The organism is Mesorhizobium sp. MC2-1-1 (assembly GCF_057597255.1).
In genome coordinates, this window is the sequence record NZ_CP195205.1 from 185456 (window position 1) to 199889 (window position 14434).

Consider the following 14434-nt stretch of genomic DNA (forward strand, 5'->3'; position numbering starts at 1 on the left):
AAACGAGGACCAAGAAAATGCAGCCAAACCTGAAATTCTCGCGGAGCGAATTTGCCGATCGCCTCGCCAAGACTCGCAAAGCCATGGAGGCCAAGGGGATCGACGTGCTGATCGTCAGCGATCCTTCCAACATGGCCTGGCTGACGGGCTATGACGGCTGGTCTTTCTACGTGCATCAGGCGGTGATCGTACCGCCTTCGGGCGAGCCGGTGTGGTACGGCCGCGGCCAGGACGCCAACGGCGCCAAGCGAACCGCCTATCTCGCCCATGACAACATCATCGGCTACGCCGACCATTACGTGCAATCGACGGAGCGGCATCCGATGGACTATCTCGCCGGCGTGCTTGCCCAGCGCGGCTGGGACAAGCTCACCATCGGCGTCGAGATGGACAATTACTGGTTCTCGGCCGCTGCCTTCGCCGCGCTGCAGAAGCATCTGCCGAATGCCCGCTTCGCCGACGCGACCGCGCTTGTGAACTGGCAGCGCGCCGTGAAGAGCCCGACCGAGATCGGCTACATGCGCAAGGCCGCTCGCATCGTCGAGGCAATGCACCAGCGCATCGTCGACAAAATAGAGGTCGGCATGCGCAAATGCGACCTCGTCGCCGAGATTTACGATGCCGGCACGCGCGGCGTTGAAGGCATCGGCGGCGACTATCCGGCGATCGTGCCGCTGTTACCGTCAGGCGCGGATGCCTCGGCGCCACATCTGACCTGGGATGACCAGCCGATGAAGGTCAACGAAGGCACGTTCTTCGAGATCGCCGGCTGCTACAACCGCTATCATTGCCCGCTATCGCGCACCGTCTTCCTGGGCAAGCCGACGCAGGCTTTTCTCGATGCCGAGAAGGCGACGCTGGAAGGCATGGAGGCCGGCCTCGCCGCCGCCAAGCCCGGCAATGCCTGCGAGGACATCGCCAACGCCTTCTTCGCCGTCCTGAAGAAATACGGCATCGTCAAGGACAACCGCACCGGCTACTCGATCGGCCTGTCCTATCCGCCGGATTGGGGCGAGCGCACCATGAGCCTGCGCCCAGGCGACCGCACCGAGCTCCAGCCCGGCATGACGTTCCATTTCATGACCGGCCTGTGGCTGGAGACGATGGGGCTGGAGATCACCGAGTCGATCCTGATCACCGAGACCGGCGTCGAATGCCTGGCCAATGTGCCGCGCAAGCTCTTTGTGAAGGGCTGAAACCGATGTCCGCTTTGCGTCCGTCGCCGATCGCGCCGACCGTGGACTTCGAGCGCGACGGCATCCAGCACGGCTTCCTGCGCCTGCCTTACAGCCGCGACGATTCCGCCTGGGGATCGGTGATGATCCCGGTCTGCGTCATCCGCAACGGCAAGGGCTCGACGGCACTGCTTACCGGCGGCAACCATGGCGATGAGTATGAAGGCCCGCTGGCGCTCTACGAACTTGCCCGAACACTCGATCCGAAGGATGTTTCCGGCACGGTCATCATCGTGCCGGCGATGAATTATCCGGCCTTCCGGGCCGGCACGCGCACCTCGCCGATCGACAAGGGCAACATGAACCGCTCTTTCCCCGGAAAGCCGGACGGCACTGTGACAGAGAAGATCGCCGACTATTTCCAGCGCGAGTTGCTTCCCCGCGCCGACATCGTGTTCGACTTCCACTCGGGTGGGAAGACGCTGGATTTCGTTCCGTTCTGCGCCGCGCACACGCTGCCGGACAAGGCGCAGGAGCAAAAGGCATTCGCCGCGGTCGAGGCTTTCTCGGCGCCGTTCTCGATGCGCATGACCGAGATCGATGCGGTCGGCATGTACGACACGGCCGCCGAGGAGATGGGCAAGGTCTTCGTCACCACCGAACTCGGGGGCGGCGGAACCTCGCGTGCCGAGACCGTGCGCATCGCGCGACGCGGCGTGCTTAACGTGCTTCGCCATGCCGGCATTGTTTCCGGTGCGGTCGAGAAGACTCGAACTAAATGGTTGGACATGCCGTCGGGCGACTGCTTTGCCTTCGCCGAGGATGACGGCATGATCGAAACGATGGTTGATCTCGGCGAAACGGTGGAGAATGGCGATGTGGTCGCACGCATCCATCCTGTCGGCCGCACCGGCCAGGCTCCTCAGGAAATCAGAAGCAGGATGCCGGGATTGCTTGCCGCGCGTCACTTTCCGGGCCTGGTCAAGGCGGGCGACTGCGCTGCGGTGATTGGCGTCTTGATGCCATCGTGACTTGCTTGTGCGCTTATCCAGTCGTTTGCCTCGCCGGCCAGCGGCCATACGAGATAGGCGGCGACCTCAGGTCCCACCGCTTGCCGTCATCCGCTCGATAATCTCGGCCATCAGCGCAAGGTCGCGGCGCGAATCCGCAAGGTCGGTCAGCGGCCTGATGCGGTCGATGATGTGGCGATCGAAAGCCTCGAGCTCGTTGGAGAAGGGGTCGCCATAGAGCGGGCCGATCGCTTTCGTCACGGGGTCGACCGGGCCGGTCTCCGGTCTAAGCCACTGAAATAAAAAATCATTCATGCACCCCGAGCGTTTGCAGCAGACGATCGAAAGTTACAGCACTATTCTCCGGACGCGCGTCGAATTGAACATCAGAGCTCGTGCGATGCGTGCGGATGTTGCTTGGACTGTAACCGAACTGCTGCGTGAAGGCGCGGCTGAAATTCGCGGCCGAGTCGTAGCCTATCGCCAGGCCCACTTCGGCAATCGTCCGCCGGTCGGACGGGTCCGCCAGCATTCTGTGGGCCGCCAGAAGACGATGTTGGCGAATGTACTTCGAAACACCGCCAACGGATTCAAAGAGTTCGTAGAGCCGTGTTCTCGAAATCGCAAGCTCGCGGCTCAAAGCCTCGGGCGTCAGTTCCGACGAGATGAGGTTCTTGCGGATAAAGCGCCGCGCCCGCGTCATCAAGCCGATCTGCGATACACGCTCGCTGTCACCGTCGCGATTTAGGAATGGTGCCATGGTATCGAGGATCATTTCTAGCAAGCGACTCTTGATGCCCGGCAGGTCATCCTGCGAGAGACCGCCAAGATTGGTCTCAAGGCCAGCCATCTGATCGTACAGCAACTTCACCCTGCGACCACCAAGGACGGTATTGCTGCTTGCCGGCGGCAGGCCACCGCGATCCGCAAACTGGTCGTCCGGAACGACAAGCGTAAGCGACCCCGACGCCAGGGCACGCCCCCTGAATGGGTTACCAAGCGAGCGGATCTCCATCATGCCGGGCTCGTTTTCAGCCACCCGTCCGTCGACACTTGTCCATGAGCGACCGGTCTTGAGAAAGGTGATCAGCCAGTGGTCGAGCGGACTGAACCGCACCATGTCCGGCGAGCGTTCGTAGCTGAAGGCAGGCACGGTCTGTTCCAAGAGCAGCATTCCGCCGAGGTTCCAAACCGCCTGCCGGACGGGGAAACCATCATCCGGCGCGACGTTGTCCGGCAACCGCGCTTCCGCCAGCGAGGAGATATGTTCCCGCCACGCGCGGAACTGCTCAGGAGCAGGAAGGCTCTCCGTTTCGAAGCGCAGCGCAACGAGGGACGCTGCGGTGTTCTCGTCCTTGCCGAGAGGCTCTTGAGACACGCGCGGCCAGCGTCGGCGTTCCACGGGCACTGGGGTAGGCGGGGCGGCGTTGTTTTCTTCAGGCATCTTGCAGTCCAGTCACTACCCGGATTGCGACCAACCCAAGGCCTAGAACGGTATTCGTTAAAGTTCTCCTAGTTTTGTTTATCCGCAGACTTTCTGCGCGCCGTCTCGATACGGTGACGTTTGCCCCTTGTTTTGGCGCCGGTCACGGCATGTCTGCGCAGTCCACGCTCTGACTCCGCGGCGATGGTTGCCGGAAGTCCTGAACACGGATCGAAGTATCTGCGCCATCAATTGCAAGCCCAGACGGTGTCGCAACATCCACGGGGCCAACGGCACCCCGCAAATTCACCCTCGCAGATCTTCGGAGAAATGGACGTTTTGATAAGTATCCGGATTTCCCGATATCGCTGCTCCCGGGGGCAAGCTGCTAACTCAGGCATCAGTTGGCCATGAAAGAAAACTCCCGATTGTTCCGGGATCTTCAAGAGTAACGAAGGTCAGAAGGCCGTTCTCGGAGTTAGCAAGGAACCCGGTAATGAGCATATTTTTCAGCCCCAAGAATTTCAACTCTCTGTCTAGTTCTAGGCGCAGGATACTCGTAGCAGGTGGTGCAGGGTTCCTAGGGTCTCATCTCTGCGAGCGCCTGCTGAACGAGGGCCATACAGTCCTTTGCGTGGATAATTTTTCCACTGGCCGGATGGAGAATTTGCGCCATCTCCAGGGCTTCGAAGGGTTCAGCGTCGTGCGCCACGACATCGTCGAGCCGTTCGATCTGCCGGTTGACGAAATCTACAACTTGGCCTGCCCTGCTTCGCCGCCACACTACCAGCGTGACCCGATCCACACGATGAAAACGAGTGTGATCGGCTCCCTCAACCTGCTGGAACTCGCTGTGCGCAATCACGCGCGGATCTTCCAGGCCTCTACCTCGGAAGTTTACGGCGATCCCCTCGTTCACCCGCAGCCGGAAGCTTATTGGGGCAACGTCAACTCGTTCGGTCCGCGGGCCTGCTACGACGAGGGTAAGCGCTCGGCCGAAACGCTGTTTTACGATTTCCACAAGCAGCACCGCCTCGACATACGCGTGGTTCGCATCTTCAACACCTACGGTCCACGCATGCGCCCCGACGACGGCCGCGTCGTGTCCAACTTCATCAACCAGGCCCTGAAGGGCGAGGACATCACGATATACGGCGACGGGTCACAGACGCGTTCGTTCTGCTACGTGGACGACCTGATCGAGGGCTTCCACCGGCTGATGTATTCCGAGCCGGCCATCCACACACCCGTAAACATCGGCAACCCGGGCGAGTTCACGGTCCGTGAGCTTGCGGAGCGCATCGTTGCCATGACGGGCACCAGGTCCAAGATCGTTTATCACCCGCTGCCGGTCGACGATCCGCGCCAGCGCCGGCCCGACATCTCGGTTGCCAAGAAAGAGCTCGGCTGGGAGCCGACCGTCGCGCTGGAAGACGGCTTGACGTCGACGATCGCCTATTTCGAACGCCAGCTGACCAAGACTTCCGCGAAGCTCGTCGAGGCTGCATAAATGTCCGCGAACACTGTGCTTGTGGTCGGTGGGGCCGGCTTCATAGGCAGCCATACGTCCAAACTGCTGTCGAAGCAGGGTTACGAGCCTGTCGTCTACGACAATCTCTCGACCGGGCATCGCGCGGCGGTGCGCTGGGGAGCGTTCGTCGAGGGCGACATCCTCGACACGGCGCACTTGGTGGCTGCGATCGAGGAGCACAAGCCTTCTTCGGTCATCCATTTTGCCGCCTCGGCCTATGTCGGCGAGTCCGTCGAGAACCCGGCCAAATATTACCGCAACAACGTGGCCGGCACGCTGTCCCTGCTTGAAGCATGCCGACTGACGGGCACGCGTAACGTGGTCTTTTCGTCGAGCTGCGCCACCTATGGCGTTCCCGCCAACCTGCCGATCCAGGAACGGGAAATCCAGCAGCCCATCAATCCTTACGGCCGCACGAAGCTGATCGCGGAACATATGCTCGCCGACTATTCGGCGGCCTATGGCCTGCGTTTTGTGGCGCTGCGCTATTTCAATGCATGCGGCGCCGATCTCGATGGCGAGCTGAAAGAAGCTCATGATCCTGAGACGCACCTCATTCCACGAGCGATGATGGCTGCTGCCGGCACGATCGATTTTCTCGAGGTTTATGGCAACGACTACGATACGCCGGACGGCACCTGCATCCGTGATTACATCCATGTCCTCGACCTGGCTCGCGCGCATGTTCTGGCGGTCGAACGTCTCGGCAACGAGGGTGCAAATCTGGCCGTCAATCTCGGTACCGGCCGCGGAACGTCCATCCGTGAGATCCTCGACGCCATCGGCCGTATCACGGGTCGCACCGTGCCGGTCGAGATGCGTGCTCGCCGTGCCGGTGACCCTCCGGCGCTTTATGCGGACCCTTCGTTGGCTGCCGAGAAGCTCGGGTTTCTTGCGCTCTATTCGGACCTGGACACGATCATCCGCTCCGCTGCTCCGACCTTCGGCCTCGAGCTACGAGGATGAGAATGCCCCGGCTCGACATGCCCACAGGGGAGGATTCCTTGATGGTTCCGATATTCACCGGCCGCAAACGCGTCGAATATGTCATCGGCGTGGCGATCTGGGCGACCGCGCTGATCTATTTCTGGCAATGGTGGATCCTGGACGCCGTCCACACCCATCTCCTCGGTTCAATTCTGGTCAGCGCGCTGCTGGCATGGATAACCGTTCTTCCGGTCTACTTCATCACCATCTTCTTCAATGCGCGCAAGCCCGCCGGACCGTTGCGCATCCCTGCCGGGAGCCGGGTTGCGATGGTGGTGACGAAAGCTCCGTCGGAGCCGTTCCACGTCGTGGCCGAAACCTTGCTGGCGATGCTGTCGCAGAACGTGCCGCACGACACCTGGCTCGCCGACGAGGATCCATCGCCCGAAACGCTTGCTTGGTGCCGCGACCATGGCGTGTTCGTCTCCACGCGCAAGGGACGTGCCGACTACCATCGTCAGTCCTGGCCCCGCCGCACGCGGTGCAAGGAAGGCAACCTCGCCTTCTTCTACGATCACTATGGTTACGCGAACTATGATTTCGTGTCGCAGCTCGATGCGGATCACGTTCCCGAGCCGGACTATCTGTTCCAGATGTTGCGTCCGTTTGCGGATCCGGCTGTCGGCTACGTTTCGGCGCCCAGCATCTGCGACCGCAATGCACATGAGAGCTGGTCCGCCCGCGGGCGGCTCTATGTCGAAGCAAGCATGCACGGCTCGCTGCAGGCCGGCTACAACGGAGGCTTCGCGACGGTCTGCATCGGATCGCACTATGCCGTCCGTACGGCTGCGCTGAAGCAAATCGGTGGCCTAGGCCCCGAACTCGCTGAAGATCATTCGACGACGCTTTTCATGAATGCGCATGGCTGGCGCGGAGCGCATGCGCTGGATGCTATCGCCCATGGCGACGGCCCACGCACCTTTGCCGACCTCGTCACGCAGGAGTTTCAGTGGTCGCGCAGCCTGGTGATGATCCTTCTCCAGTACACGCCCAAGCTCATCGGCCGCATGCCGTTGCACTTGAAGGTGCAGTTCCTTTTCTCGCAGTTCTGGTATCCGCTGTACGCGTTCTTCCTGGCCATGATGTTCCTGTTGCCGGTGATCATCCTGGCCCGCGGGGAGAATTTCGTCAGCGTGACTTACCCGGATTTCCTGAAGCACTTCACGCCGCAGTCGCTGATGATACTGCTCATGGCGTTCTGGTGGCGGGCAAGTGGAACGTTCCGGCCCGCCGACGGCAAGATCCTGAGCTGGGAGGCGATGTTGTTTCTACTGGCCCGCTGGCCCTGGGTCCTGGCGGGAACCTTCGCGGCGTTTCGCGACTGGCTGACCGGGACCTTCGTCGACTTCCGGGTCACTCCCAAGGGTGCGGCCGATGTCGACGCGCTGCCGCTGCGAATTCTGGCGCCATACCTGTTCGTGGTGCTGATATCGATCCTGCCGGTGCTGCTCGTCCAGGACAACTATGAGACTCGCGGCTTCTACGTTTTCGCCATCGTAAATGCGTGCTTCTACATCCTGCTGCTGGTCATGATCGTAGTGCAGCATGCACGTGAAAACACGGTCCGCTACCGCACCCGCTTCTATCAGCCAGCGCTCGCGGCCAGCCTGCTCGCTCTGGTCGCTCTGCCGACCCTCGCTACGGCCGAAAGGGGTCGCGACGGCATCGAGGCGCTCGCTTGGGGAACGCGTAGCTTCACGCTCTTCGACGATCGCTTCTCCGTCGCCGGCGCAGGCGTCGGCGGGCGCGATACGCACAAAACCATATTCAGTCCACGCTGGCGCGAAGGCGATGCCGGCGAACAAAGTCAGCAATAGGAAGGAACGTATTCACATGAAGATTGCGATCATCGGAACCGGCTATGTCGGATTGGTGAGCGGCACCTGCTTCGCTGCCTGGGGTAACGAGGTCGTCTGCGTCGACAAGGATGCCAAGAAGATCGAGGCACTTCGCCGCGGCGCCGTACCCATCTATGAGCCGGGCCTGGACGAACTGGTTGAGCGCAATTCGGTCGCCGGCCGGTTGAGCTTCACATGCAACCTTGCCGAAGCCCTCAAGGGAGCCGCGGTCGTGTTCATCGCGGTTGGCACGCCGCCGCGGCCCGGTCACGGCGATGCGGACCTCTCCTTCGTTTACATGGCCGCTCGCGAACTCGCCCCGCTGATCGACGACAATGCGATCGTGGTGGTGAAGTCGACCGTGCCTGTGGGGACCGGCGATATTGTTCAAAAGATCGTCGGATCGACGCGCAGGGCCGGGAGCTTTTCGGTTGCCTCCAACCCCGAGTTTCTTCGCGAAGGCGTCGCCATCAAGGATTTCCTGGAGCCTGACCGGGTGGTGATCGGCGTCGAGGACAAGTTCGCCGAAGAGCGCCTGGTCGCGCTTTACGGAGTTCCGCTCGAGTCTCAGAAGACACCCATCGTCGTCACGCGTCGCCGCACTTCGGAGCTCATCAAGTACGCCGCCAACGCGTTCCTCGCGACCAAGATCACCTTCATCAACGAGATGGCCGATCTCTGCGAGCAGGTTGGCAGCAATGTCGGCGAACTGGCGCTGGGTATGGGTCTCGACAGGCGAATAGGGACCAGCTTCCTGAATGCAGGGCCCGGCTACGGCGGCTCGTGTTTCCCGAAAGACACCATGGCGCTTCTGCGTACCGCACAGGACTATGGGGTGTCGGTGCGTATCGTCGAAGAAACCGTGACGGCCAACGAAGCCCGCAAGCGCCGTATGGCTCTGAAGGTCATGGACGCTCTCGACAACGACGTGCAAGGCCGGACGATCGCCGTTCTGGGTCTCACCTTCAAACCCGACACTGACGACATGCGCGACGCGCCATCGGTTCCGCTGATAGAGACGCTGCAGCGTTTCGGCGCCCAAATCCGCGCCTATGACCCCGTCGGCGTTGAGAATGCCAGCCGCATCCTGTCGGACGTCGAACTCCACGACGATGCCTATGAATGTGCGCGCGGTGCGGACGCCGTGGTCGTCGTCACGGAGTGGGACAGCATCCGCAAACTCGATCTGGCACGCCTGAAGAAGGTCATGCGTCAGGCGGTCTTGATAGATCTTAGAAACGCCTTCGCACCAGACATCGCCGAAGCCCTCGGCTTCCGGGTCTCGGCAATTGGGCGCCCAACCTCCCGACAGGATACGACTGGCAGGGGCCTGCGCGCGCATGCGGGATTCCGGGCAGCATCGACATCGCCGCAAACTCACTCAGAGAGCATGGGAGGCTCCGTTGTTAACACGTAGAAACACGTCCCGTTTCAACCGCTTCGCCAACGCCTTGTCCGCCGCCACCCTCACCTGGCTTCTTGGATCGGTCTGGAGCGCTTCAGCGCAGGAAATCGTGTTGCCCAAGACAGCGCGCGTCATGACGCCAGCCGAAATTCACGACCTCTACCACGACAGGAGTTGGCGGTGGAAAGGTGGCGCGGCTTATCTGGTGGACGAGCATCGGCGGTTCAGCGCCTGGGTCGACGACGACACCGGCAAGTCCTGGGCCGAAGGCCGCTGGATTATCACCGAGGCGGGACAGATGTGTCTCAATGCGACGTGGCATTCCAAGGCCGGCCAATTCCCGGCGACGACCTGCTTTTCACATCGCCTCGATAACGGGACAATCTATCAGAAGCGCGAGCCAGACGGCAGCTGGTACGTCTTTCGCCATGCCCAGCCTCGCGACGAGGACGAGGGAAAAAAACTGGTCCCCACGGACCTCGTGTCATCTCATATCTCAGCTGTGAAGACTGCACTCGACTGAGAGCAGCTCGCTGAATAGTAAAAAGGAGAATCCTGTGAATAGTTTTTTGAAGACAACCTTCATCTTGTTTGGGAGCGTGGTCATTTCGGGCGCTGTCTACGCGGCGAGCGGCGTCTCCGGCGCCAGTGTGGACAGTCGGAACCCGTTCCAAGATAAGCGTCCGTTCATCGCGGCCGATGCCGTCATGCCCGGTGCTTACGATCCGCATGGAGACTATACCAACGACGCCAACTCCAAGATCGAGCATATCTTTCTTCCCTGGGAAGACGTGGATCTGGCAACCCTAAGTGTTGCGGACGATTACGCCAAGCAACGCGGCCGGTCGTTGCTGCTCACCATCGAGCCCTGGTCCTGGGCCCGCGACTGGCGCGTCAGCCCGGAGAACCTGTTGAGCGGAATTCTCGCTGGTCGCTACGACGCTAACATGTCCGCGGTCTGCTCAGCGGCCGCACAGTTGAAGAGCCCGGTCACCATCCGCTGGGCGCAGGAAATGGACGACAAGAACGGCCAATTCACCTGGGCGTTCTGGAATGCCGACGGCTATGTGAAGGCCTACAGGCACGTGATCGACGTCTGTCGCAAGTACCTGCCGAATGCCAAATACATGTGGTCGCCGAAAGGGGACGAGGGTCTTCAGGCCTACTATCCGGGTGACAAATACGTCGACGTGATCGGCCTGTCAGTCTTCGGCTATCAACCATACGACAAGCTGGAAGTCGGCCACGATACGACATTCGTGGAGCGAACGAAGCCGGGCTACGACCGCGTTGCCGGTTTCGGGAAGCCGATTGCCATAGCCGAGCTGGGCTACGAGGGCGACGACAGCTACGTGCGGAACTGGGCTTCGGAAGCGAACAAGCCGCATGCCGAATTCCCCGCCATGACAGCGGTGGTCTATTTCAACGACTTGGAAGTCTATCCCTGGCCGCGAAAGGTCGGCCGGCCTGACTGGCGCGTGGCGGACCACCCGCTGAATCCGGTGACCGAAAATAACGCAGCGGCTAAACCGACTGTGAATTGAACCGCTCATTTCCGTCGCGATCTGCGACGGTCTTTTCCCTGCTACCTATTGGAAAAAAGCAAATGTCTTCAGTCCATTCAACTGTCGTAACTACGGCGCTGCTCGCGCTCCTGCTCGCGGCTGGCAATGCCGCGGCAGCGCCGAAGCCGGTTGTCGATGCCACCGCCAAGCTCGCTGCGGCCGCAGCTCCCATGAAGGCGGATGCGGTTGAGCAGCTTTACGCCAACCGCACCTGGCTGTGGGAGAAGAACGGAGCCGGATATTTTTCCGAGAACGAGCACGGCCGGAAGCGTTTCGTGGCGCGAACGCAGGCCGGTCATGGCGAAGGCGACTGGTATGTAACCAGCGGCGGCAAGCTCTGCATGCGCGCGCTCTGGACCGCCAAGAACGAACGCGGAAGCGGCGCCATTACTTGCTTCCTGCATCGCGAAAAGAATGGCGTCATCTACCAGCGGCCCAGCCTGGGCGGCCAGTGGTATGTCTTCGGCAACAATCCGGTGCGAAAGAATGACGGCGTGCGAAAGTTGGTGAAGGGCGATCGGGTCATCAAAGAGCTCTAGATGCCCTGGACTTCCCGTAAACGCAGAATGGCCGCGCCTGTCCCGGCACGGCCATTCAGTCAGATGTTATCGCAAATCACACGTCCGGCTGCTTGAAAGTGCGCATATAACAACGCGACTTCTGACCGAAACCGCTCGGGGTGCAGACATAGGGGTTGCTGTGCAGGTACTGGAAGAACGAGATCTTGTGCACCATCGCCGGGTTTTTGTTATACCGGACCATGCCGTTGACCCGGTATTTGACCAGATAGACAGTTCGCGTTTCATCGCGGGACTTGCGAACTTCTCCCGCCTGCGCGCTCGTCCCGGCAACCAGTGCAAGCCCGAGGCCGAACGCGACCGCCGCGCCCCACTTCAAACAATTCGAGAAATTCATTTTCCACCTCCAGGTCTTGTCTTTGAAGTGGATTTCGCACGGCCGGTCATAAAATTTCGGCCGAAATATCATTAAAAATGTAAGGGTCCGGATTTTGAACTGGTGAACGAGAGAGGGCCGATCTCCCTAAAGCTTGGTCCCCAGTTCGCGAGCCCAAAGACGGAGCTTTCTGCAGGCCTCGACGAAGGTGTTGATGGTATCGGGACCACCAAGCTCGATCATGCCCTCGTCGGGTTCAATGCCGGCCTTGGCAAACAGCGGCGCGGTGTCAGACGTGAAAGCGATGTATTTGCAGTGCGCGAAGGCATCGGCAACGAAGTCACGAGCCGCTGCTTCCCCCGTCAGGTGCTGTGCCGCCTCTTCGGTGAGCAGCAACGCCACCGCGTCGAAAAGGACGGAGGGCCCGCCATCGAGCATGTGCTTGGCCTCGATCCAGCTGCCGTCGGCGGCCTCCACACCGCCGACCTTTGGGGCGATGATCTCCATGACCGCGCCTTCGGCCTCGACGGCAGATTGCAGTCTCTTGAGGAGCTTGGAATCTACTCCGTTGCCCACGAGCACTCCGAGCTTGCGGCCGGCGAAGCTGTCAGGTCCGTTCTCGATAATGCTGAGGGCTGGCGATGGATCAAGATCGTCGCGCGGCTGCACCGCGGCGTCGGCCGGCTTGGGAAGGTCTTTCATCCCCAGCTTGTCGGCGACCGTCTCGGCTAGCCCGTTGTCGATGTTCAGCAGATGCGACACCATCCGTTCCCGGATGATTGGCGTCTCCACCTTGCTTAGCTCGAAGGTCAGCGCCATGGCGATGTGGCGTTGCTCCGGCTCGGTCTGACTGATGAAGAATTGGCGCGCCTGGCTGTAATGGTCAGCGAAACTCTCCGCCCTTATTCGCTGCTTCTGGCCGCTCTCGGCGTCGGTGAACGAGCGGAAACCGCGCTGCGGCGACTCCCGTGGGCCTTCGCCCCAGGAGTTTGGCTGATAGTTGGCGCGGCCGCTTGGGTTGCGCATCGCCATATGCCCGTCCTGTTGGAAATGGTGGAAAGGACATTTCGGGGCGTTGATTGGAAGGTGGGTGAAGTTGGCGCTGCCGAGCCGTTTCAGTTGCGTATCGAGATAGGAGAAGTTGCGGCCCTGCAGGAGCGGGTCATTCGAGAAATCGACGCCGGGCGGCACATTCTGCGTCATGAACGCGACTTGCTCGGTTTCGGCGAAGAAATTGTCAGGCATCCGGTCGAGGACCAGTCGCCCGATCGGCATCGGCTCGATGATCTCCTCCGGAATGATCTTGGTAGGGTCCAGGATGTCGAAATCGAAGCTGTCGGCGAAACCCTGATCGAAGAGTTGGACGCGCAGCTCCCACTCCGGAAAGTCGCCTGATTGGATCGACTGCCAGAGATCTCGCCGATGGAAGTCCGGATCGGCGCCATTGATCTTGACTGCCTCGTTCCAGACCACCGACTGAAGCCCGGATTTCGGTTTCCAGTGAAACTTGACGAATGTGGATTCGTCCTTGGCATTGACGAAGCGGAAGGTGTGCACGCCGAAACCTTCCATGAAGCGGAAGGACCGGGGGATCGCCCTATCCGACATCACCCACATGATCATGTGCATGGATTCCGGCGTCAGGCTGATGAAATCCCAGAAATTGTCATGAGCCGATTGTGCCTGAGGGAAGGCGCGGTCCGGCTCTTCCTTTACCGCATGCACCATATCCGGGAACTTTATCGCATCCTGGATGAAGAACACCGGGATGTTGTTGCCAACAATGTCCCAGTTTCCTTCCTTGGTATATAGCTTCACCGCGAATCCTCGAACGTCTCGAGCAAGATCGAACGAGCCCTTGCTCCCGGCGACTGTGGAGAAGCGGACAAAGGCCGGCGTCTTCTCGCCGGCCCGCTGGAGAATGTCGGCGCGCGTGTATTTCGCCAAGGAATCATATGTCTCGAAATAGCCGTGGGCGCCGTAGCCTCGAGCATGCACCACCCGCTCCGGAATGCGTTCATGGTCGAAGTGAAAAATCTTCTCCCGGAAATGAAAATCCTCCAGCACGGTTGGTCCGCGCTCACCGATCTTCAGAGAGTTCTGGTCATCGGCTACCAGTCCCCCTTGAGCCGTCGTCAGCGGCGGCGTGTCGCCCTCTGCGATCTGGTGCAGTTCACCGCCGTTGCCGCGGGACAGTTCTTGATCGTGAATAACAGCCTTGCTGTTAGAACTGCGCGAAGGCTTTGCCATTGGGGGCTCCTGCTCCTGGGTTCAATCCCACTGCCAGATTCAGCGGCTGGGAAGTATTTCTGATAACGCGTGCGACGCGGGTCGTTGTTTCACCAGGCGGAGGGTCGCCTCGCCGGTGTCTAACAAGAGGCTGCGGTGTTTGTTCCGAACCGAATATGCTTCGCGGCGCCATCGAAGGCGCAACGGAGAATCTTCAATGGCTCGAAATTTCGGCGGCGACCGACGACAACGCCCTGGCTATGTGGAAGAGCTTCTGTCTCTCGAACTTGCGAACGCGCGCTTCAAGCATTTCTATGCACCAGTTTCGGTCGATCACGCCCTCTGCAATGAGCGCCGCTGACTTTGCCGCCGGCGCC

The 14434-nt window shown here is 60.6% G+C and carries 13 protein-coding genes; 9 read left to right on the plus strand and 4 right to left on the minus strand.

Translation table 11 applies throughout. From position 1 onward, the window contains the following. Window positions 1-17 precede the first annotated feature (17 nt). Both doeA and doeB read left to right on the plus strand, forming a co-directional pair. Window positions 18-1196, plus strand: a complete 1179-nt coding sequence (gene doeA / locus ACR64R_RS00890) for an ectoine hydrolase DoeA (protein ID WP_487359819.1) — start codon at window positions 18-20, stop codon at window positions 1194-1196. A 5-nt stretch (window positions 1197-1201) separates the two neighbouring features. Beyond that, the gene (doeB, locus tag ACR64R_RS00895; RefSeq protein ID WP_487359820.1) at window positions 1202-2206 is read left to right on the plus strand and encodes a N(2)-acetyl-L-2,4-diaminobutanoate deacetylase DoeB; all 1005 of its coding nucleotides are present in this window, start codon (window positions 1202-1204) and stop codon (window positions 2204-2206) included. Window positions 2207-2272: 66 nt separating this feature from the next. Here the strand turns inward: doeB and ACR64R_RS00900 are convergent, their stop codons facing one another. Continuing rightward, window positions 2273-2446: a hypothetical protein gene (locus tag ACR64R_RS00900; RefSeq protein ID WP_487359821.1), complete on the minus strand. Its 174-nt coding sequence runs from the start codon at window positions 2444-2446 to the stop codon at window positions 2273-2275. 46 nt (window positions 2447-2492) lie between these two features. Continuing rightward, window positions 2493-3629, minus strand: coding sequence for a helix-turn-helix transcriptional regulator (locus ACR64R_RS00905; RefSeq protein WP_487359822.1), 1137 nt, complete (start codon window positions 3627-3629; stop codon window positions 2493-2495). Between the two features lie 475 nt (window positions 3630-4104). On the opposite strand from ACR64R_RS00905, the gene ACR64R_RS00910 reads away from it, so the two are divergent. The 7 genes from ACR64R_RS00910 to ACR64R_RS00940 all read left to right on the plus strand — a co-directional run bounded on the left by ACR64R_RS00910 (window position 4105) and on the right by ACR64R_RS00940 (window position 11473). Next, window positions 4105-5118, plus strand: a complete 1014-nt coding sequence (locus ACR64R_RS00910; protein ID WP_487359823.1) for a UDP-glucuronic acid decarboxylase family protein — start codon at window positions 4105-4107, stop codon at window positions 5116-5118. Then, window positions 5119-6105, plus strand: a complete 987-nt coding sequence (galE, locus tag ACR64R_RS00915) for a UDP-glucose 4-epimerase GalE (RefSeq protein ID WP_487359824.1) — start codon at window positions 5119-5121, stop codon at window positions 6103-6105. It begins immediately after the preceding gene. Further along, complete coding sequence (locus tag ACR64R_RS00920) at window positions 6102-7943, plus strand: glycosyltransferase family 2 protein (protein WP_487359825.1); 1842 nt, start codon at window positions 6102-6104, stop codon at window positions 7941-7943. The genes galE and ACR64R_RS00920 overlap by 4 nt, the downstream gene beginning before the upstream one ends. A 16-nt stretch (window positions 7944-7959) precedes the next feature. After that, window positions 7960-9381, plus strand: coding sequence for a UDP-glucose dehydrogenase family protein (locus ACR64R_RS00925; protein ID WP_487359826.1), 1422 nt, complete (start codon window positions 7960-7962; stop codon window positions 9379-9381). After that, window positions 9368-9892 (plus strand): DUF995 domain-containing protein, encoded by a 525-nt coding sequence (locus ACR64R_RS00930; protein WP_487359827.1) that lies wholly within the window; start codon window positions 9368-9370, stop codon window positions 9890-9892. The genes ACR64R_RS00925 and ACR64R_RS00930 overlap by 14 nt, the downstream gene beginning before the upstream one ends. Window positions 9893-9926: 34 nt before the next feature. Beyond that, window positions 9927-10913 (plus strand): glycoside hydrolase family 26 protein, encoded by a 987-nt coding sequence (locus ACR64R_RS00935; protein WP_487359828.1) that lies wholly within the window; start codon window positions 9927-9929, stop codon window positions 10911-10913. A gap of 62 nt (window positions 10914-10975) precedes the next feature. Continuing rightward, window positions 10976-11473: a DUF995 domain-containing protein gene (locus ACR64R_RS00940; protein WP_487359829.1), complete on the plus strand. Its 498-nt coding sequence runs from the start codon at window positions 10976-10978 to the stop codon at window positions 11471-11473. 76 nt (window positions 11474-11549) lie between these two features. Here the strand turns inward: ACR64R_RS00940 and ACR64R_RS00945 are convergent, their stop codons facing one another. Together ACR64R_RS00945 and katE are read right to left on the minus strand one after the other, a co-directional pair. Beyond that, on the minus strand, window positions 11550-11849 hold the full coding sequence (locus tag ACR64R_RS00945; protein ID WP_487359830.1) for a hypothetical protein: 300 nt from the start codon (window positions 11847-11849) through the stop codon (window positions 11550-11552). Between the two features lie 126 nt (window positions 11850-11975). Further along, window positions 11976-14078, minus strand: a complete 2103-nt coding sequence (gene katE / locus ACR64R_RS00950; protein WP_487359831.1) for a catalase — start codon at window positions 14076-14078, stop codon at window positions 11976-11978. Window positions 14079-14434: the final 356 nt, after the last annotated feature.

What these genes read in the sequence shown, in the direction of transcription:
- doeA (WP_487359819.1), top strand. Translation starts at nt 18, where the DNA reads ATGCAGCCAAACCTGAAATTCTCGCGGAGCGAATTTGCCGATCGCCTC.
- doeB (WP_487359820.1), top strand. Translation starts at nt 1,202, where the DNA reads ATGTCCGCTTTGCGTCCGTCGCCGATCGCGCCGACCGTGGACTTCGAG.
- ACR64R_RS00905 (WP_487359822.1), bottom strand. Translation starts at nt 3,629, where the DNA reads ATGCCTGAAGAAAACAACGCCGCCCCGCCTACCCCAGTGCCCGTGGAA.
- ACR64R_RS00910 (WP_487359823.1), top strand. Translation starts at nt 4,105, where the DNA reads ATGAGCATATTTTTCAGCCCCAAGAATTTCAACTCTCTGTCTAGTTCT.
- galE (WP_487359824.1), top strand. Translation starts at nt 5,119, where the DNA reads ATGTCCGCGAACACTGTGCTTGTGGTCGGTGGGGCCGGCTTCATAGGC.
- ACR64R_RS00920 (WP_487359825.1), top strand. Translation starts at nt 6,102, where the DNA reads ATGAGAATGCCCCGGCTCGACATGCCCACAGGGGAGGATTCCTTGATG.
- ACR64R_RS00925 (WP_487359826.1), top strand. Translation starts at nt 7,960, where the DNA reads ATGAAGATTGCGATCATCGGAACCGGCTATGTCGGATTGGTGAGCGGC.
- ACR64R_RS00940 (WP_487359829.1), top strand. Translation starts at nt 10,976, where the DNA reads ATGTCTTCAGTCCATTCAACTGTCGTAACTACGGCGCTGCTCGCGCTC.
- ACR64R_RS00945 (WP_487359830.1), bottom strand. Translation starts at nt 11,849, where the DNA reads ATGAATTTCTCGAATTGTTTGAAGTGGGGCGCGGCGGTCGCGTTCGGC.
- katE (WP_487359831.1), bottom strand. Translation starts at nt 14,078, where the DNA reads ATGGCAAAGCCTTCGCGCAGTTCTAACAGCAAGGCTGTTATTCACGAT.